Here is a 19177-nt window from a genome sequence, read left to right as displayed (position 1 = left end):
GTGCGGGATGTATTCGCGTGGCCGTCCCGCGCCACAGCTCCGTGGGCCGGGACCCGGCCCTCCCGGAACGGCAAAACCCCCGCCTCCGCTGCCGGGCGGCAGGGAAGCGGGGGCCTTATGGATCAGGATGGCTTATCCGGCGTCGAAGCTCTCGTCGTCGTCATTGGGCGATTCCTCCTGCGGAAGGTCGTTGCCGCTTCCGTCGGGGATGCCGGCTGCTTCCTGGCCGGACTCGGATGAGACCGCTGCCGACCCCTGGGAATCGTCATTCGCCTCATCGATGTCCGCGGCGCTGGAGGGAAGGTCCATGTCGTGCGGGACGGGGTTCTGGCCTGTGCCCGACTGCGGCTCGTTGGTGTCCGTGCCGCCCGAAGAAGTGCCACCGCCGCCGGACTGCTGGCCTCCCTGCGTGCCGGCCGCCTCCTGCTCGGCGGTGGGGGTGCCGTAGCCGCCGGGAGCGGTCTCGGGTTCAGCCTGCTGGTTTTCCTGCGTCATGGTTCCTCCTGTTGTGCTTTGCCGATGGTGCTGGCCTGGTGAACTTTTGTGGGCTACAGCCCCTTGCCGCCGGTGACCGGCAGGACTGCCCCGGAAATGTAGGAGCCGTCCTCGGAGGCAAGCAGCACGTAGGCCGCTGCGAGCTCCGCGGGCTGCCCCGCGCGTTCCAGGGGTGTGTCCTGCCCGAAGGACGGGAGCTTGTCCGGCCACTCGGTGGCGGGGATCAGCGGCGTCCAGATGGGACCGGGGGCCACCGCGTTGACGCGGATTCCCTTGGGTCCCAGTTCCTGGGCCAGGGCCTTGGTGAAGGCCACCTGCGCCGCCTTGGTCATGGCGTAGTCGATGAGCCCGGGCGAGGGGTTGAAGGCCTGGATGGAGGCAGTGGTGATGATCGAGGCCCCCGCCTTCAGGTGTGGGACCGCAGCCCGCGCCGACCACAGCAGCGAGTAGAGGTTGGTCCGGAAGACCCGGTCAAACTCCTCGGTGGGAAGCGTCTCCAGGCTCTCGCGGTTCTTCTGGTATGCCGCGTTCAGCACCAGGACATCGAGCCGGCCGAATTCAGATACGGTCTCCTCCACGATGCGGGTGCTGAATTCCTCTTCGCGTCCGTCGCCGGGAAGGAGGAGAGCGCGGCGGCTGGCTTTCCGGATCCACTCTGCGGTGTCCTGCGCGTCGCCTTCCTCCTCTGGGAGGTAGGAAATGGCGACGTCGGCCCCTTCGCGGGCGAAGGCGATGGCCGCGGCCTTGCCGATGCCGGAGTCCCCGCCGGTGATGAGCGCGGCTTTCCCTTCGAGCTTGCCGTTCCCCTTGTAGCTGTGCTCCCCGTGGTCCGGTTTGGGGTCCATGGGCGCAGTGAGTCCGGGCTGTTTCTGTTCCTGCTCCGGGAACGGACCCGAGTGGTAGCCGCCGCGCGGATCCTTTGGCTGGTCTGTCTGCTTGTCCGTGTCGCTCATAGTCCGCCTGCCTGTGTCGGTTGACCTGTTCGGTCGGGAAGAGCACCGCCGCGCTCCGGCCCTTCGAAGCTATCGGGAGTGGCGGAACAAGTCCACCACTCCAAGGTAATAATCAGTAAACTTATCAAATGTCGTCGCAGGCGCAACGGCCGGCCTTGTTTCTGGGTATGGGAGGAGTAGAAAGAAGGCCTGGACGTGGCCGGAGTGGAAGGAGAGCCGCATGTCTGAAGTTGAGGACTATACGGGCCGGACGGGGCGGAATGAGACCCGTGAAGAGCAAATGGACCGTAACTGGGCGGAACTCCTGCAGGAGTTGCGCGTGCTGCAGACCGGGGTGCAGATCCTGGCCGGTTTCCTGCTGACGCTGCCGTTCCAGCAGCGCTTCGAAAAGCTGGACGACTGGGAGGTTGGCCTCTACCTCACCAACGTGGTGATCGCCGCACTGACCACCGCCTTCATCCTCCTTCCGGTCAGCGTGCACCGGCGGCTCTTCCGGAAGCGGCTCAAGGAGATGCTGGTTTCCAGCGCCGATACCATCACCAAGATTGCCCTTGGCGGCATCGCCTTGCTGAGCGCCGGCACTGCCGCCCTGGTGTTCGATGTCGCGGCCGGCCGGTCCGCGGGGGTCGCCGCAGGCGGGGCGCTGCTGGGCGTCATGGTGGTCATGCTGGTGTTCGTCCCGCTTCGGCTGAACAAGCTGGCCAGCGGCAGGGCGCTTCCCCCGGCCGCCGCGAAGGAGGGTTAAGACATGCGTAAATGGGCGAAAGAGCACGGACTGCTGGTTGCGAACCTGGCCTGCTTCCTGGTGTTCTTCGTGGGCATGGTCCTCTCCGGCGCCGCGTCCTACAGCGAGGACCAGCAGGCCCACGGCGAACCCGCGGTGTCCGTGCTCCAGTTCCTGGGCACCGGCGCTTTCGTCGAGGCTACGTTTGAGAACTGGGAATCCGAATTCCTGCAGATGGCCATGTACGTGGTCCTCACGGTTTTCCTGTTCCAAAAAGGATCAAGTGAGTCCAAGCCGATAGGAAAGAAAGCACCGCAGGACGAGGACCCGCAGCAAGCGGCCATCAGCAGGGCCACGCCGTGGCCCGTGCGGCGGGGCGGTGCAGTGCTCAAGCTGTACGAGAACTCCCTGTCGATCCTGCTCTTCGCCCTTTTCCTTGGATCCTTCGTCCTGCACGCCGCCGGAGGCGTGGACGAGTACAACCAGGACCAGCAGAGCCACGGCCAGCCCGCCATCACCTTCCTGCAGTACTTGGGCAGCAGCCGCTTCTGGTTCGAGTCCTTCCAGAACTGGCAAAGCGAATTCCTGGCCGTGGGCGTCCTGGTGGGCGCCTCGGTCTACCTGCGGCAAAAGGGGTCCCCGGAATCAAAGCCCGTCGCCGAACCCCACTACGAAACCGGCGCCTGAAGACCCCAACAAATCCAGCACCAATCCAACCAGCCCCACCCAAAAGGAGAGACTGTATGCGAACCTTCGTGCGAACCACCCTTCTGGCCCTGCTGCTCCTGGCCGCCCCGGCCCTGCCGGCCGGAGCGGCAACTGCGGCGGCACCGGCATCCGCCGCCGGCCAGGCAGTCCCGGAACAGGTGGCCTCGGGATCAACAGGCGCTGCGTGGGCGGCAGGCACTTCTCCCACGCCTTCTCCCGGGGATACCGCGTCCACCGGCCCGGCCAACCCCGGCACCGGGGAGTCGGCCCAGAATGAGAACACGCGCCTTAACTACACCCCGTGGGTGATTGCGGGCGTGGCCGTCCTGGTGGCGATCGCCATCCTGATCTTCCGGCGGCGCCGGAACACCACGATCGTCGGCTAGGCGCCCTCGAGTACCTGGCTTGTAACCCAGGCCAGGTACTTGCCGGCGTTCGCCACGGCGTCTTCCGGGCTGGATGCCACGTCCAGCAGCTGGGCAGCCGCCTCCACGCCGTGACCGGCGAGTTCCTCAACGGTCACCAGGATCCTGCCCGCCACCACGATCACAGGGATTCCGCGGTCCCGGGCGGCGTCGGCGAGCGCGATCGGGGCCTTGCCGGTGAGGGACTGCGAGTCCATGGATCCTTCCCCGGTGATCACCAGGTCCGTCTGGCCGAGTTGATCCGCCAGTCCGGTGAGGTCGGCCACCAGCGCGAAGCCGCCTTCCAGGGTGGCGCCGGTGAAGGCAAGGAACGACGCCGGGAAGCCGCCGGCGGCGCCCGCGCCGGGTACGTTCACGTCCCGGCCCGTCGCCTCCCGCAGCACTGACGCCCAGTTGCGGAGCCCGGCGTCGAGCATTTCCACAGCGTCCTGGTCCGCACCCTTCTGCGGCCCAAAGACGTGCGCGGCGCCGGTGGGACCGTACAGCGGGTTGCGGACGTCGACGGCGATGCGGAAGATGGTGGCGGACAGCCGCGGGTCCAGTCCGCTCGTGTCCAGGGCAACCACATCGGCCAGCGAACCGCCGCCCAGGGGCACCACGTTGCCGGCGGAATCCAGGGGCTTCAGGCCCAGGGCGCGCAGGGCCCCGCTGCCGCCGTCGGTCATGGCCGAACCGCCCAGGCCCAGGACGATCTCCGTGGCTCCGGCATCCAGCGCCGCCGCGATCAGCTGGCCGCAGCCGTAGCTGTGGGCGCGCAATGAGTTGGCCGGTGTCGGTTCCATGTCGGCCAGGCCCGACGCCTGCGCCGTCTCGATCACGGCAGTCACCTTGCCGTCACCCTTGTGGATAGCCCAGGCGGCACCGAGCGGGGCCAGGATGGGGCCAACCACCGCGTTCAGCCGCTCCTCATAGCCTGCCGCCACGGCCGCTTCCAGGGTGCCTTCCCCACCATCCGCGATGGGAAACTGGGTAGCCACGGCGTCCGGGTATACCCGCAGGGCCCCTTCGGCGATGGCCGCGGCTGCCTCGGCTGCCGTCAGGGACCCCTTGAACTTGTCGGGAGCGATAAGAATGCGCATGCGGTCCATCATGCCAGCACGAGTCGGGAAAGCGTTTGCCAGATCCGGGATGTGGACTTTCCCCCAGGGGTCGCTTAGGCTTCGCGCCAGTCGTGGCTGGTGATGTGCGAACCCGCCTGCGGTCCCATCTGCAGCATGCCACCGTCGACAACCCAGCCTGCGCCGGTGACATAGCTGGAGGCCGGTGAGGCGAGGAACGCGATGACGTTGGCGATCTCCCAGGCGTTACCCGGCCGGCCCAGCGGCACCCCGGGCCGCTCCGCCGTCGTCGGGTCCTGATCCTCCTGCCCGGTCATCGGGGTGGCAATCTCGCCGGGGGCCACCGTGTTGGCCGTGATGCCGTACTGTCCCAGCTCAAGGGCAAGCGTCTTCATGAGGCCGCCCAGTCCGTGCTTGGAGGCGTCGTAGGCGGATGAGCCCACACGCGGCTGGAACTCGTGCACGCTGGACACCGCTACAAGCCTTCCGCCCTTGCCTGCCTTGACCATGCGCCGTGCCGCAGCCTGCAGGCAGACGAACGCGCCGTTGAGGTTCGTGTCCAGGATCTGCATCCAGTCGTCGATTTCCATGTCCAGGAACTTGGTGCTTGCCCCCGTCCCCGCGTTGTTGACGAAGACGTCCAGTCCGCCCAGCTCCTCGGCAAGTTCGTCGATCACGCCTGCCGCGTGGCGCAGTTCAGTCGTGTCCAGCTGCCGGACCACAGCCTTGCGCCCCAGGCCCCGGATTTCCTCAGCAGTTTCCTCCGCCCCCTCCTTGTCCGAGTGCCAGGTGACGCCGACGTCCATCCCGGCGCGGGCGAGTGCCACGGCAGTGGCCTTGCCGATCCCGGAATCGGATGCGGTAACGATGGCGGTGGTGGGGGCAAAGTTGCTGGTATCCGGCATGGCGGGCCTTTCGTTAGGTCGAGCGGTGCGTTCGGTTAACGGTCGTCGGGTTAGGCGGCGGGCGGCTCAGGCGGGCGGGTGGCTCAGGCGGGCCGGCGCATGTCCGGTTGATAGGACTCGCTGGCGGCTTCGGCCGCGTCCTCGCGGCCCGCCGCCTCCGAATCATCAGCGGTTTCCGGCACGGCCATCAGCGGGACGGCGAAGGTCACCACGGGACGGCCGTCAGAGTCGTCTGCGGACCTGATGGTCAGGCTCCGGGTGCCCGGCGGTACCGACGGGCTGAACACCTGAAGATTGCGGGAACCGATGGCGGCCGATTCCCGCAGGGTGTATTCGGTACCAAAGTGGTCCTGCAGGATGAGCCGCGGTTCGGGTGCGTTGTCCGAGGGCAGATGGATGTTGACCACCAAGCCGGAGGCCCACACCTCCACGGAAAGGACGGTGAACTCGGTGGCGGAGGTGACATGCCGTCCGTAGGTGGGGGGCAGCAGCATCCGACGCAGTGCGCCGGATGGAATCAGGTTGCTCATGATATGTCCTGTAGGTCTTGCGCCGGCGGTTGGCGGGTAGCGTCGGAGGATGATCCGGCGCGCGTCAAGCGCTGGGGCGCGGGTGCGGCTTAGGCGTCTTCCCGGTTGGGGTTTTCCAACCGGAAGAAGTTCGATTGGGTGCCGTCGCTGCGCTGTTCCTGGTAGATGAAGTTGAGTTTTCGGGAGTCGAAAGTGTCAAACCATTCCTCCCAGCTAACGTGGCGGAGCTTGTCGTCCTTGCCACCGAAGTCGATCCGCAATACGCCGAGATGGTCGCCGTGTTCCGTGCCCTCCACTGTGGCGGGCACGCCATCGCGCTCTTCCGCCCACTGCTTGATGACTTCGTGGTGCGTTGTGGCCAGGCTGCGGCCTTCACGCTCCGGCTCATCCTCGGTTGAGGTGACTTCCTGCGAGTACTTCAGGGACTTTGCGGAATCCGGTCCGCGACGTATCTTCCCGCCCTCCGGGCCGGCCCCCAGGCCCTCTTCGTCCCCGCTTCCATCCGATTCACGGTTCTTGCTGCCTTTGTCTTCTGCCATGCCCGCCTTCCTTTCACCCCGGGCTAACTAGTAAGTCTACTTACCATGGAGCCTCCGGACAGGACCCGCTGTCAAGGGGACGGAAGACACTCTGCGGCCTGCCTGCGGAAGATGGGCAAAATCTGCGGGACCGGTGGAATGCTGCCGCTGGTGGGCTGCTCTACTTGCAGGGCGACTACCGGAGCGGGCGGACCACCGCGTAGTAGCCGGGCACCCGGTCCTGTCCCGGGACGCCGGTCACGGGGTTGGTTTCAATGGCCACGTGGCCATCCTCCAGCAGTTCCCATGCCGACGCCGGAAAGGCACGTTCGCGCTCTTCGGGCCCGAAGTGCCCCGGCATGGGGAGTCCGCGGATGGCGAGTTCCAATGGCGCCGGAATGCCGCGGGTGGTGGCTCCGAGGTGGGACACGTACTCCACCGGATTCCCCTGGAAATTGGTTTCGGCCATGAAGACCGTGCCGCGGCGGCCGGCAAGGTGCCGCAAGTTTTCGACGAGTGCCGTTTGGTGCTCCGGGTCGAGGACGTGCAGTACGCCGCGGATGAAAACATTGGCCCCGTCATCGCCGGCGCCAATGGACCGTACCAGGGCTGTACCGGCACCATCCGCCGTCATGTCCCGTGCTTCAAATACTGCTGTGCTGCTGCCTGCCGACTCCGCGCGCGCCCTGGCAATGGCGTGCCGCGACACATCAACGCCAATGACCCTGGGAAAGATCCCGGCGAGTGCGCGGGTAAAACTGCCGTGCCCGCAGCCGGTGTCGACCACGGGAAGCGCGGGATCGAGGTAGCGCAGGAGACCGTCCTTGTAGCCAAGGAACTCATGGTCGCTGCCGGAGTCCCACAGGACCTCCCCGCCCGGGCCCGTGGCGGTAATGCCGGCCCAGTAGGTGTCCCATGCCTTATGCCGGTCCTTCGGGGCGTTCCGCGAGAGCCTGACGAGTTTGGGGATCATCAGGTACTTCTGCCAGGCCGAGGAGGATGACTTTGTTGAGGACACGGCTCAAATATATGTTCCCTTGCTGGGAGCCGCGGCACGTTGGGCTGGATTACGGCGCGCCACGCCGCACATCGCGCGAACCGGGACGGAAACGGCAGAGGTGGGACGGGCGTCCTCCCTGGTAGACCCGCCAGGCTGCCATCCCCCTAGAATGTACTCAACTGGGAGGGAAGGGAGCACTGTGACGGCTGCGCCGAGTGACGTCCTCCTGCCCCGCACCGCCGTCGTCGCCGATCCCGACGCCGGCCGGCTGGCCACCAACGCCAGGGCACTGCGCGAAGCCGGATACAGCGTCTTCGAAGTAACCGACGCCGATGGCCTCGCCGCCCTGCTGGACACCACCGAACCCTCCGTCATCGTCGCCGATGCCGTCCTGTCCACAGCATTGCCAAACGCCCCCTCTGCCGCGCCCGTCCTGGTAATGGTGGACCTGGACAACCCCCAGGAGATCGGCGTGGCCAACGCGTCAGGCGTCCACGACTGCATCACCAAGCCGCCGGCGCCCAGGGAGTTGGTCCACCGCGCCTCCGTCCTGATCGAGCAGGTGTCCCGGCGCCGCGCCTCCCGGCAGGAAGCCGAAGGGCTGCGCGGGCAACTGCGCGAGGTCTCGGCTGCGGTGCGCGCCACCAACGATCCCCAGGAGATCGCAAACCACGTCGTCGCCGGATTCGGGCGGACCTTCAAGGCGGACCACGTTGTCCTGGCCACCTTCGAGGACCACCGGGTCCCGGCGATCACTGCCGAGTGGCACCGACCCGGCCTGGCGGCCCTGCCCCCGGACGCCCTTCCCGGCGAAGACGAAGGCCGCGCCATGGCGGACACGCTCTGGGCGGGGACCGAGACCCTCTCTGCCGAGGGGAACGAGGCCGAGCCCAGGACGGATGACAAGCCAGCGGCCGCCGTCGCCGGAGCCGCCTCCACCCTTGCGGTGCCCATCGGCGAAGGAAATTCCTCCCTGGGCATCATCTGGATCGCCACGATGGACCGGCCCCGCACGTGGTCCAACGCCGAGCTGGGGCTGATCCAGCACGTGGCAGGCAACGCCGCCTATGGCCTGATCCAAAGCCACCTGATCAGCAGCCAGCAGCAGGTGGTGAAGCAGCTGCGCGAACTCGATAAAGCCAAGACAGACTTCCTGGCCACCGTGAACCACGAGCTGCGCACGCCGCTGACCTCGATCATGGCGTACCTGGACATGATCCAGGAAAGCACCGAGCACCCCGTGTCCAGGGAAGTCCACCAGATGCTGGACATCGTGGTCCGCAACACCGAACGGCTCCGGACGCTCATCGAGGACATGCTCAGCGTCTCGCGCGGCGGCCTCGACAACACGGAGATGCACCTGGCACCGGTCCGTCTGGGACACACACTGGACCTCGTGGCCGCGGCGCTCCGGCCGTTGGCCACACTGCAAAACGTGACCATCGACGTGGACCCGGTGCCGGAGGATCCGGAAATCCTTGCCGACGAGGTGCAGCTGCAGCAGGTATTCACCAACCTGGTATCCAACGCCATTAAGTTCACGCCCAAGGGCGGAAGGATCGAGGTGGGCAGCGAATCCCATGCGGCGGAAGACGGCTCCAAGTGGGCCACCGTGCGGATCGCTGATACCGGCATTGGCATTTCGAGTGATGAAATCAACCACGTCTTCACCAGGTTCTACCGCGCCTCCAATGCCATGAATGGTGCCATCCCGGGGACAGGGCTGGGCCTTGCCATTTCCAAGGACATCGTGGACCGCCACGGCGGGCGAATCGACGTCGACTCCACCCTGGGCGCCGGGACCACGGTTACCGTCTGCCTCCCCCTTGGGACTGACCGCGTGCAGGCCAACTAGGCGCCGAAGGAGGACTGGCCATGTTTGCCGACGACGACCCCCGGCTTTCCCAGCTGCTGGAAGGCATTGTCCGGCTTGCCTCCGGCGACCTCAATTCCCGCATCGAGGTCTCACCTGCCCGGGATGAGCTGGATGCCATCATCATGGGCACCAACCTGCTGGCCGAAGATCTGCAGGTCATTTACGAGGAACTCGAGCAGCGGGTCCAGGTCCGTACCCAGCTCCTGCACGAGGCACACCTCGAGATGCAAAAAATGGCCATGCAGGACCCGCTGACAGGCCTGGCCAACCGTTCGGCGCTGATCGAAGCCCTTCGCACCGCCCTGGAGGCGCGCCCGGGGCCGGAGCGGGAACCGGCAGAAGGTCCGGCCATCCTGCTGATGGACCTCGACGCGTTTAAGTCGATTAACGACAGCATGGGTCACACCGCGGGTGACCAGGTGCTGGTGACCGTGGGCGAAAGGCTGCGGACCGCCGTCCGGGCATCCGACGTCGTTGCCCGCCTGGGCGGGGACGAGTTTGCCATCGTCATGCCGTCGGCGTCGGCGGACCAGGCTGCGGTGGTGGCACACCGGATCCTGGCCTCGCTCAATGACCCGATTGAACTGCCCGGCCGCAGCGTGCGCTGTGGTGCCAGCATCGGGCTCAGCGTGGGCAGCGAAGGCCAGACCCCGGAGGACATGCTGATGGAGGCCGACGTCGCCATGTACGCCTCCAAGGCTGAGGGGCAGAACAAGCTGCACAGGTTCGAGCCGGCCTTGCTGCTGATGCGGCGGCTCCGGAGCCAGTTGGTGGACGACCTGCGGGCCGCCATCAAGGACGACGCGCTGACGCTGCACTACCAGCCGGTGGTGGAGCTTGGTACCGGACGGATTGAAGGCGTGGAGGCGCTGGTCCGCTGGAACCACCCCACCCGCGGCTTCATCATGCCTGACGAGTTCATTCCCCTTGCCGAGGAAGCAGGGCTGATCTCGGAACTGGGCCTGTGGGTGCTCCAGACCGCGGTGAAGCAGCTCCGGTGCTGGACAGACGCCGAGTTGGTGGACAGCACCTTCTCGGTGCGCATCAACATTTCCGCTACCGACCTGCAGAGCCTGCAGTTCATTGAGGACGTGCGGAACATCCTCCAAGACACGGGGGTCAAGCCGGAGCAGGTGGTCCTGGAACTGACGGAAGTGGCCATCGTCAAAGGCAACGAGTTGGACCGGTATTCGCTGGGCGGGCTCCGCGGCCTGGGCGTGGGCATTGAAATCGACGATTTCGGCACCGGCTACTCCTCCATCAGCTATCTCCGCCGGCTGCCGGTGGACCGGGTCAAGGTGGACAGATCGCTGATCACTGGCCTTGAGAGCGACCCCAGCCAGCCCGCCCTTGTGGCAGCGGTGCTGCAGCTGGTGCAAGCCTGCGGACTGGAGGCGGTCTGGGAAGGCGTTGAGACGGCGGAGCAGGCGCAGATCCTGCGGGACCTGGGCTGCCGCAGTGCCCAGGGCTACTACTTCAGCCGTCCCGTTCCGCCGGAGCAGATCCCGGATCTGCTGGCTGACCAGCAGGAAAGCGCTAACCAGTAGCGCAAAACTACTGCGCTTTTGGAGCCGCCGTTATACGATCAGCGTGCGGTGTCCGGTTCGTCGCTGCCGCGGAATTCAGGGTCGTTCGGCACCGTACTTTTATAAGGCGTTTGGAAATTTGAACATAATTGGGCCATTGGGTCATTACTTCGTCAACTGGGGGCGTTGCTAATGTCGGTTCGGGTACAGGCATGGGGAATTATCGCCGCTGTCCTGGCGGATACGGATCCTGCGGGAGCGGCTGTCCGGCAGCGGTTGAGCAACAGCCTCGACGAAAATCCCGGCGTGCCGGAGCGGGCGCTGCTGGAGTATCTGCTTGAGACCAGGCGCAGTGATGCCAATACGGTGGAGACGCTGGAAACGGCCAGGGAAATGCGCCTGACCCCGCCCGCCCTGCCACCGCAGTTCGCAGAGCAGTTGGACGCCATCCGCAGCATGTCCCGGATAAGCGCCCTGCTCGATAACCAGATGCTGATGACCGCCTTCCAGCCGATCTATGGGCTCAAAGGAAAAACCGTGGTGGGTGCAGAGGCTCTCTCCCGTTTCGTCAGCGACGACGGAGCCGCCGCTGAATTGTGGTTCGCCGAGGCAGCCGCCGTGGGCCTTGGGGCAAACCTTGAGTTTTCTGCGCTCGGCTCCGCTGCCGCGGCGGCCCGCACCCTGCCGGAAGACCTATATGTTTCGCTGAACATTTCGCCCACGTCCTGCACGGACCCGCGGCTGCCGGAGCTGTTCGACCACATCGAGCTTCCCATCGACAGGGTGGTTCTCGAATTGACCGCGGATATTCCGGAAGAGGAATACCTGCAATTTATTTCTGCGATTAATCCGCTGCGCGAAAAGGGGCTGCGGATCGCCGTCGACGACACCCACACCGGCGCAGGGGCACTGAGCCGCATGATCCACCTGCGGCCCGACTTCCTCAAGGTGGGCCGCAACGTCATCGCCGATGTGGACAAGGACGGGCTGCAGCACGCCCTTGCGTCGTGCCTGGTGGACTTCACCGAGCAGATTGGTGTGACTCTGGTGGCGGAAGGCATCGAGACTGTGGGCGAACTGAAGGCCCTCACCGAGCTTGGCATCAGCGCCGGCCAGGGCTACCTGCTGGGTCGGCCGTCCGTCCGGCCCGAGGACTGGGCCAACTGGAATACGCGCCTGGACATGGACGGCCTGGAGCGCCACTTGGCCGGCCCGGGCGAGTCGCGGAAGAAGCGGGGCACAACGGCGTCGTGACGATGGACCAGCGGCCGGCGGACCGAAAGCCGCCAGCCGCTGCCCACCCAGGCACTACTCGGAGTGGCCCTGGTCCCTGCTCATTTGGTCCTCGGCGGGCGGGGTCTCCCCGGGAGGAACTCCCCCGCCCGGCTCCAGGCCGGTGACGTTGCCCTCCGCAGGGTCGGGGTTCGGCGATCCGCCCGACTCTTTGCTGCGCTGCTCAGCGAGGTGGGGCTGGGCGGCGCCAACATCGTCCTTCCCGGGACGGTCGGGATTCGCGGGGTCATTTTCCGGATGGTAAGTGCTCATGCTGCCTTTCCTTCCTCTCCGGCTGCGGTTCGGTTCCCCAGCACTGGACTAATTGTAAGCATGCTGATAATTCTGGAGGAGTAGGGCCGGTAAGCCGCTGGGGCGCCGGCATACGACGTCGGAAGGAGCAGTCAGATGGGAATCGGCGACAGCATCGGCAAGGCAGCGGAAAACGCGATGGAGGACCTGGCCGGGACATCCAAGCCGACAGAAAAGATGGATGTTCCGAATCCGGCGGACCCCAATGACGACGTTGAAGTGCACTCTTCCCTGAGTGAGGGTTCGAATGCGATGGAGGCGGAGAAGCAGAAGGCTCCAGGCCTCAAGACCGGGGCCGCCCCGGCCCCGGTGTCCAACAGCCCGTTGGGCGGGGACGTTGATGAGACGGACAACCTCAGGGCGCACAGCGACATGGCCCGGAACGACCAAAAGCAGAACGAGGCGTCGGACGACGGCGGCCTGGCCGGCGATGCGACAGCGCCCACCGAAGCGGACCGCGGCTAAGTCTCCCGACAGGTTGGATAAGCCGGGTGCGCTTCAGCCGGCCGGGTCCTCCGGCCCGGGCGCATGCCGCCACTGGCCGCGCGCCCGCAGCACGTCGCGAAGCAGGTCCGCCCGGTCCGTGACAATCCCGTCCACGCCAAGGTGGAGGAGCCGGCGCATTTCCGCCTCCTCATTGATGGTCCATACGTGCACCACCAGGCCCAGCTCATGGGCGCGCCGGATGAAGCCGGCAGTGACTACAGGTATCCGTCCATAGCGGACGGGTACCTGCAGTGCGTGCACGTCGCGCAGAGTCCGGCGCATCAGCCGCCGGAACACCGGGCGTGGCAGTAGCGGGCCCAGCAGCGTGAAGAGGGCATTCGAGGCCACTCCGGCGGACGAAGCCACCGGTTGGCTGAGCAGCTTCAGCACCGCCCGCCGTCGGCGGTCCGAAAAACTGGTGACCAGCACCCGGTGGTGCACCTGGTGCCGCTCGATGGCGGCCGCAGTGCTGCGGACCGAGCCCCAGTCCTTGACGTCGAGGTTGAGCCGGGCGTCTGGAAGCTGGGTTACCAGTTCGTCGAAGGTGGGGATGGGCTCGCGGCCGTTGATCCGCGCCTTTGCCACCTCCGCCGCGGGCAGCTCCGCCACCCGGCCCTTGCCGTCCGTCACCCGGTCCAGGGTTTCGTCGTGGAAGAGCAGCAGCACGCCGTCGGACGTGGTGTGGACGTCCGTTTCGAGGTACCGGAAGCCGAGTTCAACGCCGGCGCGGAACGCGGCCATGGAGTTTTCCAGACCCTCGCCCGAGAACCCGCGGTGGGCCATGGCGATGGGCAGCTGCCGCCCGGCGTCGTCCGGGTGCTCGAAGAAGGGCAGGGTCACACTGCGAGCGTACCCGAGGCCCGAGGCCTTCAGTCAGCGCGGCAGTTCAGCCAGCGCAGGGAAGGATGTCCACGCCGTCACCGCAGTGCAGCAGGGTCCGCCCGCGGCCGCCGTCGAGGTGGACCCAGACCGCCGTGTGGTCCGGCGTAATGGTGTCCACCACGCCGCCCGATTCGAAGCCGGGTGAAAAGAGGACCCGGACCCGGTCGCCCTGGCGCAGCTGCTTCCAGTGCGGAGCGGGCGTTGCTGGGCGGAGCGGCGCCTCGGCTGCGTGCTGCTTGGTGCTTCTTGCCATCGTTACCCCCTTCGAGCCGGCGGAGGTGCCTGCTCTCCACGCTTGACGCTACGGCGGGAAGGTAAACGCCAAGTGAGCGGAAGCTGGGAAAACGGTGGCGCCGGATGCGGCAGGCTGGGGTTCAGGAAAACTGGACGCCCAGGGAAGCGAGGCGGGCCTCCAAAACCTGGGCCACGCCGTCGTCGTCAAAATGCGGTGCCTGCTGCCCCGCCGCGCGGATGGCCTCGGGGTGGCCGCTGGCCATGGCATAGCCGTGGCCGGCCCACCGGAGCATTTCAATGTCGTTGGGCATGTCCCCGAAAGCCACTACGTCAGCGGCCCCAATGCCCAAGGCGGACGCATACTCGGCCAGCGTGACGGCCTTGTTCACACCGGGCAGGGACAGTTCCAGCATCGCGACGCCGGGCGAAGAATGGGTGGCCGCTGCCAGGTGTCCGACAGCGGGAGCCACCTCGGCGAGAAAGTCGTCAGGCGTGCCGTCGCGGACGATGGCGAGGAATTTCACCACAGAGTCCTCGCCCGTGAGCGTGTCCTTCAGCGGCGCCGGGGTGAATTCGGCGAGCAGCTCGCTGGACTCGTTCTCGATGAAGCCCGGTTCCAGATGGAAGCCGGTGAGCGTCTCCGCGGCGAACAGCGCAGCCGGGCGGAGCTCCTTGATGATGTGCCGGACTTCCAGGACAGTGTTGATGGCCAGGGTACGGGCGGAGACCAGGCGGTCCGCTTCCAGGTCCCACACCACGGCACCGTTTGAGCAGATCACGCGGCCGGTGTGGCCCAGCTGTTCTTCGAGGGGGTGCAGCCACCGGGGTGGCCGGCCTGTAACAAAGACAAGTTCGACGCCGGCATCACGGCAGGCGTGGAAGGCGCGGACGGTGCGGGGGCTGATTTTTCCGTCATGCCCGAGGATCGTTCCGTCAATATCGCTTGCTACCAGCCGCATCCTGCAAGTCTACGTGGGTCATTGGGCAGCCGGAGTGCGCTGGAAGGCGGCAGGGCGTCGTCGTACTTCCCCGCAACGCACCTCCCGCGTCTGTTGGATCACGGACGTGCCCCTTTCATCAGGGGATGATGGCAGCCGATTCCACGGAGTAGAGCCGGGCATAATTCAGGCACATGCTCAGGCTTTCATCGGCGGGGACCCGGTTGCCGGTGAGGGCTACCGGGTCCTGGTTGGCAAGCCGGGGGCCGGCGGGCAGGAGGAGTGTTTCGCCATCGAGGCTGGTTCCTTCGGGGAAGATCAGCGTGTAATCGTCCCCATCCTTCGACTGCAGGATGACGCAGCCTGCCCCGTCCTTGGCCAGCGTGCCTCTGAGCTCCGCCTCAGGCCCGGAAGCGGAAGGCTGGCCGGAATGGACCGCCACTTTCAGCCCGTCCGCGCCCTGCAGCATGCCGGTGGCAAGTTCCGGGGAGGCCGGCACCGGCCGGAAGGCGTAGCGGCCGGCGGCGCCGTCCGCAGGGTTCATGAGGAACTCCACTCCCCGCGCCTGGTCGGTGTCCAGGTTCCGAGGTGCCGTTGTCGGCGGGGCTGACGGCTTCGCCTGCCCCTCCGGCGGGCCGCTGTACTCGCAGCCCGTCAGCGCGGCGAGTATCGCTGCAGGAACCAGCCAAAACCGCACGAACCGCATCCGCTTCCCCCAGAGCTGACAGTGCTCCCAGCCTAGCCTCTCCGCGCCCTGGGCCGTGAGGAGTGCCGGTTGTCAGCCTCCGGGGCTACACTGAAACTATCGAACATATTTTCGAATAAAGGTGTGTTGTGGGCGTTATTGTCGGTCCCCGCGTGATAGACGCGGGTGCCTCGTTGTTCTCGGTGCTGATCTCGCCCGTGGCGGTGGCGGCGGGCTTTCCGTCGCCCGCACAGGACTACTTTGACGGCCGGATCGACCTGAACGCGCACCTGATCAAGGACATCACCAGCACCTTCGTGGTCCGCGTGACCGGTGACTCCATGGAGGGAGCGGGCATCAGTGACGGCGACGAACTGATCGTGAACCGGGCGTTGGAGCCCAAGGACGGATCCGTGGTGATCGCGGTGCTTGACGGCGAACTGACGGTCAAGCGCCTCCGCATTACCCGCACCGGGGTGCTGCTCCAGGCGGAAAACCCCAAGTACCCGGACATCCATGTGCCCGCCCTGTCCGAGCTGACCGTCTGGGGCGTTGCCACCAGGTGCCTGCACCATGTTTGAGGCCGTGATGGCTGGGAAGTCCCATGGCTAAGCCTATGGTGATGCGGCAGATGCCGCAGATCGCTCATGTGGACGTCAACTGCTTCTATGCCTCGGCCGAGCGCGCGTTCGACCCCTCCCTGGAGGGACGCCCGCTGGTGGTGCTGTCCAACAACGACGGGTGCGCGGTGACCCGCTCCCCCGAGGCGAAAGCCCTGGGCATCACCACCGGTGAACCCTGGTTCAAGCTCGCGCCGCGGGCCAAGGAGTGGGGCCTGGTGGCAAAGTCGAGCAACTATGAGCTGTATGGGGATATCAGCGCCCGTGTGATGGAACTGCTGGGCAGGTACTCGGCCTGGCTGGAGGTCTACAGCATTGATGAGGCATTTCTGGGCGTGAAGGGCGGCCCGGGAGAGCTGCTGGCCCTGGGCCGCAGGATGAAGGAGGCAGTCCGGCGGCACGTGGGCGTCCCGGTCTGCGTGGGCATTGCGCCCACCAAGACCCTGGCCAAGCTCTGCAATAAGTGGGCCAAGAACAATCCTGCTTTTGGCGGGGTCTGCCTTTGGGAGTCGGTCCCGGCAGACATGCGGGAGGCGCTGATGGGCCGCCTGCCCGTGGATGAGATCTGGGGCATCGCCGGCCGGCTCACCAGGCGGTTGAACGTCCTGGGGATCTTCACCGTCCTGGACCTGGTCCGCGCGGACCCCGTGGTGATCCGCGACAGGTTTTCCGTGGTCCTGATGCGCACCGTCCTGGAGCTCCGCGGCACCCCCTGCATCCCCATGGAGGAGGAACGGATTGGACGCGACCAGTTGATCTTCTCCCGCTCCTTCGCCACGCCTGTGACCACCACCGCAGGCCTTCGGGAGGTGCTCAGCATCTACGGGCAGCAGGCAAGCGCCAGGCTCTCAAAGCACGGGCTGCAGGCGAAGGTCCTGACGGCATTTGCTGCCACTTCCCCGTTCAGGGACAACGAGCAGGCCTACCCCTCGGTATGCGTCTCACTGCCCATGCCCACGGCGGATCCGCTGCTGCTCACCAAGGCCGCGCACGCCCTGTTGCCCCACACCCGCGAAGGGCTGAAGTACGCCAAGGCGGGCCTGATGCTCACCGACCTGCGGCCCACGGGAAACCAGCCGCCGCTGGAGCCGTTCGAGAACCGGCATGAGGAACGCGGGATCGGGCCGCTGCTTGAGGACGTGAGCAGGCGTTTCGGGCGGGGTGCCATCGGATTGGGGCACGCGGGCATCAAGTCCGGTTTGGACTGGACCATGAAACGGGACATGCGCTCCCCCCGGTACACCACGCACTGGGACGAACTCCCCCTGGTCAAAGCGGCCTGAAAAGCGGCAGGTCCCGCCGCCGGCACAGTGCCAGCGGCGGGACCTCATTCCTGCATGGAAGTCTTAGTCCGGACGTTGCCCGCCTAGACGCGCTTCCGGGCTGTGACGAAGTGGAAGATCAGGACGACTACTGCAACGACCAAAAGAATGTGGATAAGGCCGCCGCCGATGTTCGCGAGCAGTCCGAGAAGCCAGAGAACAGCGATGATAATGGCGATCCAAAGCAACATGAGAGTCTCCTTGACTAGTTTTTCAAAATCCCCATGCGGGCCACGTACCCACCAAGGCGGCAGCTGAATCAATGCAGGCGAAACAGGAAAAGCAAGCGTCGATCGCATCCGCCGCCGATACCGGCTGCCTATCAGCCCGAACCAAGACGTCCCGGGACGAATTTTGACTTCCCGCTACGCCGCGTTGAGCCTGCGAGTCGCCCCGTGAACGCCTGCTACATGATCGATTGTCGGGCCGCCGGGCGCTCCGTAATCTCGTCTCAGCATCCGCCCCAGCAAAGGATTTACCCATGGCAAACCCGCAGGACAACAGTCCGCAGAACCAGCAAGGCTCCACCCGCATCGTCGCCGGCCAGTCCGCCAAACCCAAACGCCCGGTAGGCCTGAAAATTGGGATCGCGGCAGCCGTCCTGGCACTCATTGGCGGGGGAGCCGCCGTCGCCTCCTCCGTCAACAGCGCCACCCCTGCCGCCACGCAGGAGACCGTCCCGTCCGGCAACCCCGCCGCCGAACTGAAGCTGGGCTACTTCGGGAACGTCACGCACGCCCCCGCACTGGTGGGCGTCAGCAAGGGCTTCATCGCCGATGAACTCGGCAGCACCAAGCTCAGCACGCAGGTCTTCAACGCCGGCCCCGCAGCCATCGAAGCGCTGAACGCGGGCGCCATCGATGCCACCTACATCGGACCGAATCCGGCCATCAACTCGTTCGTCAAGAGCCAGGGCGAATCCGTCAACATCATCGCCGGCGCAGCCGCCGGTGGTGCGCAGCTGGTGGTCAAGCCGGAGATCAACTCCGCCGCGGACCTGAAGGGCAAGACCTTGGCTTCGCCGCAGCTTGGCGGCACGCAGGACGTGGCGCTCCGCGCCTGGCTTTCGTCCCAGGGATACAAGACAAACGTCGATGGCAGCGGCGACGTCGCCATCAACCCCACGGAGAACGCCCAGACCCTCAAGCTGTTCCAGGATGGAAAGCTCGACGGCGCGTGGTTGCCTGAGCCATGGGCCTCACGCCTGGTACTGACCGCCGGAGCCAAGGTACTGGTGGACGAAAAGGACCTGTGGGACGGTTCGCTGTCCGGCAAGCCGGGCGAGTTCCCCACCACCATCCTGATCGTGAACCGGAAATTCGCCGCGGACCACCCGGACACCGTCAAGGCCCTGCTGAAGGGCCACGTGAAATCGGTTGAGTGGCTGAACTCAGCGTCCACCAGTGAGAAGGCCACCGTCATCAACGCGGCACTGAAGGAAGCTGCCGGCGCCGAGCTCAAGCCCGACGTTATTGACCGCTCCTTGAAGAACATCGTCTTCACGGTGGACCCGCTGGCCGGGACCTACCAGAAGCTCCTGGCCGACGGCGTGACTGCCGGCACTACCAAGCAGGCCGACATCAACGGCATCTTCGACCTGCGGGCGCTCAACAGCGTGTCCGGCGACAAGACCTCGGCGGCGGGACTCGGCAAGGAGTAGCTCTCACCCCCATCCATTGCTGCGTACTTGTCCTTCTGCACCCTCAGA

Annotated in this window: 23 protein-coding genes; 10 read left to right on the top strand and 13 right to left on the bottom strand. The window is 66.1% G+C overall.

Features of this window, described 5'->3' with window-relative positions:
* Window positions 1-132: 132 nt before the first annotated feature.
* Window positions 133-495: a hypothetical protein gene (locus LFT46_RS00755; protein ID WP_236820987.1), complete on the bottom strand. Its 363-nt coding sequence runs from the start codon at window positions 493-495 to the stop codon at window positions 133-135.
* Window positions 496-548: 53 nt separating this feature from the next.
* Complete coding sequence (locus LFT46_RS00750) at window positions 549-1448, bottom strand: SDR family oxidoreductase (RefSeq protein WP_236820985.1); 900 nt, start codon at window positions 1446-1448, stop codon at window positions 549-551.
* A gap of 220 nt (window positions 1449-1668) precedes the next feature.
* On the opposite strand from LFT46_RS00750, the gene LFT46_RS00745 reads away from it, so the two are divergent.
* From LFT46_RS00745 to LFT46_RS00735, 3 genes are read left to right on the top strand one after another with little or no spacing between them, the layout of a single operon-like run.
* Window positions 1669-2193: a DUF6328 family protein gene (locus tag LFT46_RS00745; RefSeq protein WP_236800519.1), complete on the top strand. Its 525-nt coding sequence runs from the start codon at window positions 1669-1671 to the stop codon at window positions 2191-2193.
* Window positions 2194-2196: 3 nt separating this feature from the next.
* Window positions 2197-2859, top strand: coding sequence for a DUF6766 family protein (locus LFT46_RS00740; RefSeq protein WP_236820983.1), 663 nt, complete (start codon window positions 2197-2199; stop codon window positions 2857-2859).
* Between the two features lie 56 nt (window positions 2860-2915).
* Window positions 2916-3266: an LPXTG cell wall anchor domain-containing protein gene (locus LFT46_RS00735; RefSeq protein ID WP_236820981.1), complete on the top strand. Its 351-nt coding sequence runs from the start codon at window positions 2916-2918 to the stop codon at window positions 3264-3266.
* Here the strand turns inward: LFT46_RS00735 and LFT46_RS00730 are convergent.
* The 5 genes from LFT46_RS00730 to LFT46_RS00710 all read right to left on the bottom strand — a co-directional run bounded on the left by LFT46_RS00730 (window position 3263) and on the right by LFT46_RS00710 (window position 7289).
* Complete coding sequence (locus LFT46_RS00730; RefSeq protein ID WP_236820979.1) at window positions 3263-4384, bottom strand: glycerate kinase; 1122 nt, start codon at window positions 4382-4384, stop codon at window positions 3263-3265. The genes LFT46_RS00735 and LFT46_RS00730 overlap by 4 nt on opposite strands.
* A 74-nt stretch (window positions 4385-4458) precedes the next feature.
* Window positions 4459-5268, bottom strand: a complete 810-nt coding sequence (locus LFT46_RS00725; RefSeq protein ID WP_236820972.1) for an SDR family oxidoreductase — start codon at window positions 5266-5268, stop codon at window positions 4459-4461.
* An 83-nt stretch (window positions 5269-5351) separates the two neighbouring features.
* Window positions 5352-5798 carry a hypothetical protein gene (locus tag LFT46_RS00720; protein WP_236800514.1) on the bottom strand — a complete coding sequence of 149 codons (447 nt, stop codon included), beginning with the start codon at window positions 5796-5798 and terminating at the stop codon, window positions 5352-5354.
* 89 nt (window positions 5799-5887) lie between these two features.
* Window positions 5888-6337 (bottom strand): hypothetical protein, encoded by a 450-nt coding sequence (locus LFT46_RS00715; RefSeq protein WP_236800513.1) that lies wholly within the window; start codon window positions 6335-6337, stop codon window positions 5888-5890.
* 175 nt (window positions 6338-6512) lie between these two features.
* The gene (locus tag LFT46_RS00710) at window positions 6513-7289 is read right to left on the bottom strand and encodes a class I SAM-dependent methyltransferase (protein ID WP_236822101.1); all 777 of its coding nucleotides are present in this window, start codon (window positions 7287-7289) and stop codon (window positions 6513-6515) included.
* A 226-nt stretch (window positions 7290-7515) separates the two neighbouring features.
* Between LFT46_RS00710 and LFT46_RS00705 the strand changes: the two genes are divergently transcribed.
* The 3 genes from LFT46_RS00705 to LFT46_RS00695 all read left to right on the top strand — a co-directional run bounded on the left by LFT46_RS00705 (window position 7516) and on the right by LFT46_RS00695 (window position 11972).
* On the top strand, window positions 7516-9171 hold the full coding sequence (locus LFT46_RS00705; RefSeq protein ID WP_236820970.1) for an ATP-binding protein: 1656 nt from the start codon (window positions 7516-7518) through the stop codon (window positions 9169-9171).
* 20 nt (window positions 9172-9191) lie between these two features.
* Window positions 9192-10739, top strand: a complete 1548-nt coding sequence (locus tag LFT46_RS00700) for a putative bifunctional diguanylate cyclase/phosphodiesterase (protein WP_236820968.1) — start codon at window positions 9192-9194, stop codon at window positions 10737-10739.
* A 171-nt stretch (window positions 10740-10910) separates the two neighbouring features.
* On the top strand, window positions 10911-11972 hold the full coding sequence (locus tag LFT46_RS00695) for an EAL domain-containing protein (protein WP_236820966.1): 1062 nt from the start codon (window positions 10911-10913) through the stop codon (window positions 11970-11972).
* Between the two features lie 54 nt (window positions 11973-12026).
* Here the strand turns inward: LFT46_RS00695 and LFT46_RS00690 are convergent, their stop codons facing one another.
* On the bottom strand, window positions 12027-12263 hold the full coding sequence (locus LFT46_RS00690) for a DUF6480 family protein (RefSeq protein ID WP_236800509.1): 237 nt from the start codon (window positions 12261-12263) through the stop codon (window positions 12027-12029).
* Window positions 12264-12398: 135 nt separating this feature from the next.
* Here LFT46_RS00690 and LFT46_RS00685 point away from each other — a divergent pair, with 135 nt between their 5' ends.
* Complete coding sequence (locus LFT46_RS00685; RefSeq protein WP_236820964.1) at window positions 12399-12767, top strand: hypothetical protein; 369 nt, start codon at window positions 12399-12401, stop codon at window positions 12765-12767.
* 33 nt (window positions 12768-12800) lie between these two features.
* Here LFT46_RS00685 and LFT46_RS00680 read toward each other — a convergent pair whose 3' ends face one another.
* The 4 genes from LFT46_RS00680 to LFT46_RS00665 all read right to left on the bottom strand — a co-directional run bounded on the left by LFT46_RS00680 (window position 12801) and on the right by LFT46_RS00665 (window position 15539).
* Window positions 12801-13628: a glycerophosphodiester phosphodiesterase gene (locus LFT46_RS00680; RefSeq protein ID WP_236820958.1), complete on the bottom strand. Its 828-nt coding sequence runs from the start codon at window positions 13626-13628 to the stop codon at window positions 12801-12803.
* A 46-nt stretch (window positions 13629-13674) separates the two neighbouring features.
* The gene (locus LFT46_RS00675) at window positions 13675-13923 is read right to left on the bottom strand and encodes a hypothetical protein (RefSeq protein ID WP_236820957.1); all 249 of its coding nucleotides are present in this window, start codon (window positions 13921-13923) and stop codon (window positions 13675-13677) included.
* 121 nt (window positions 13924-14044) lie between these two features.
* The gene (locus LFT46_RS00670; RefSeq protein WP_236820956.1) at window positions 14045-14863 is read right to left on the bottom strand and encodes an HAD family hydrolase; all 819 of its coding nucleotides are present in this window, start codon (window positions 14861-14863) and stop codon (window positions 14045-14047) included.
* Between the two features lie 118 nt (window positions 14864-14981).
* The gene (locus tag LFT46_RS00665) at window positions 14982-15539 is read right to left on the bottom strand and encodes a hypothetical protein (protein WP_236820955.1); all 558 of its coding nucleotides are present in this window, start codon (window positions 15537-15539) and stop codon (window positions 14982-14984) included.
* 137 nt (window positions 15540-15676) lie between these two features.
* Here LFT46_RS00665 and LFT46_RS00660 point away from each other — a divergent pair, with 137 nt between their 5' ends.
* A complete protein-coding gene (locus LFT46_RS00660) occupies window positions 15677-16108 on the top strand; it encodes a LexA family protein (RefSeq protein WP_236800503.1) in 432 nt (143 codons plus the stop codon).
* Between the two features lie 23 nt (window positions 16109-16131).
* Complete coding sequence (locus tag LFT46_RS00655; protein ID WP_236820953.1) at window positions 16132-17430, top strand: Y-family DNA polymerase; 1299 nt, start codon at window positions 16132-16134, stop codon at window positions 17428-17430.
* A gap of 83 nt (window positions 17431-17513) precedes the next feature.
* Here LFT46_RS00655 and LFT46_RS00650 read toward each other — a convergent pair whose 3' ends face one another.
* The gene (locus tag LFT46_RS00650) at window positions 17514-17660 is read right to left on the bottom strand and encodes a lmo0937 family membrane protein (RefSeq protein WP_236800501.1); all 147 of its coding nucleotides are present in this window, start codon (window positions 17658-17660) and stop codon (window positions 17514-17516) included.
* Window positions 17661-17950: 290 nt separating this feature from the next.
* Here LFT46_RS00650 and LFT46_RS00645 point away from each other — a divergent pair, with 290 nt between their 5' ends.
* Entirely contained in the window at window positions 17951-19129 is a 1179-nt protein-coding gene (locus LFT46_RS00645; protein WP_236820952.1) for an ABC transporter substrate-binding protein, read from the top strand.
* Window positions 19130-19177 lie beyond the last annotated feature (48 nt).

The sequence above is a fragment of the Arthrobacter sp. FW306-07-I genome (assembly GCF_021800405.1).
Lineage (GTDB): Bacteria > Actinomycetota > Actinomycetes > Actinomycetales > Micrococcaceae > Arthrobacter.
Note: the sequence above shows the minus strand (reverse complement) of the source record. Positions and strands in the feature narration are given on the sequence as shown.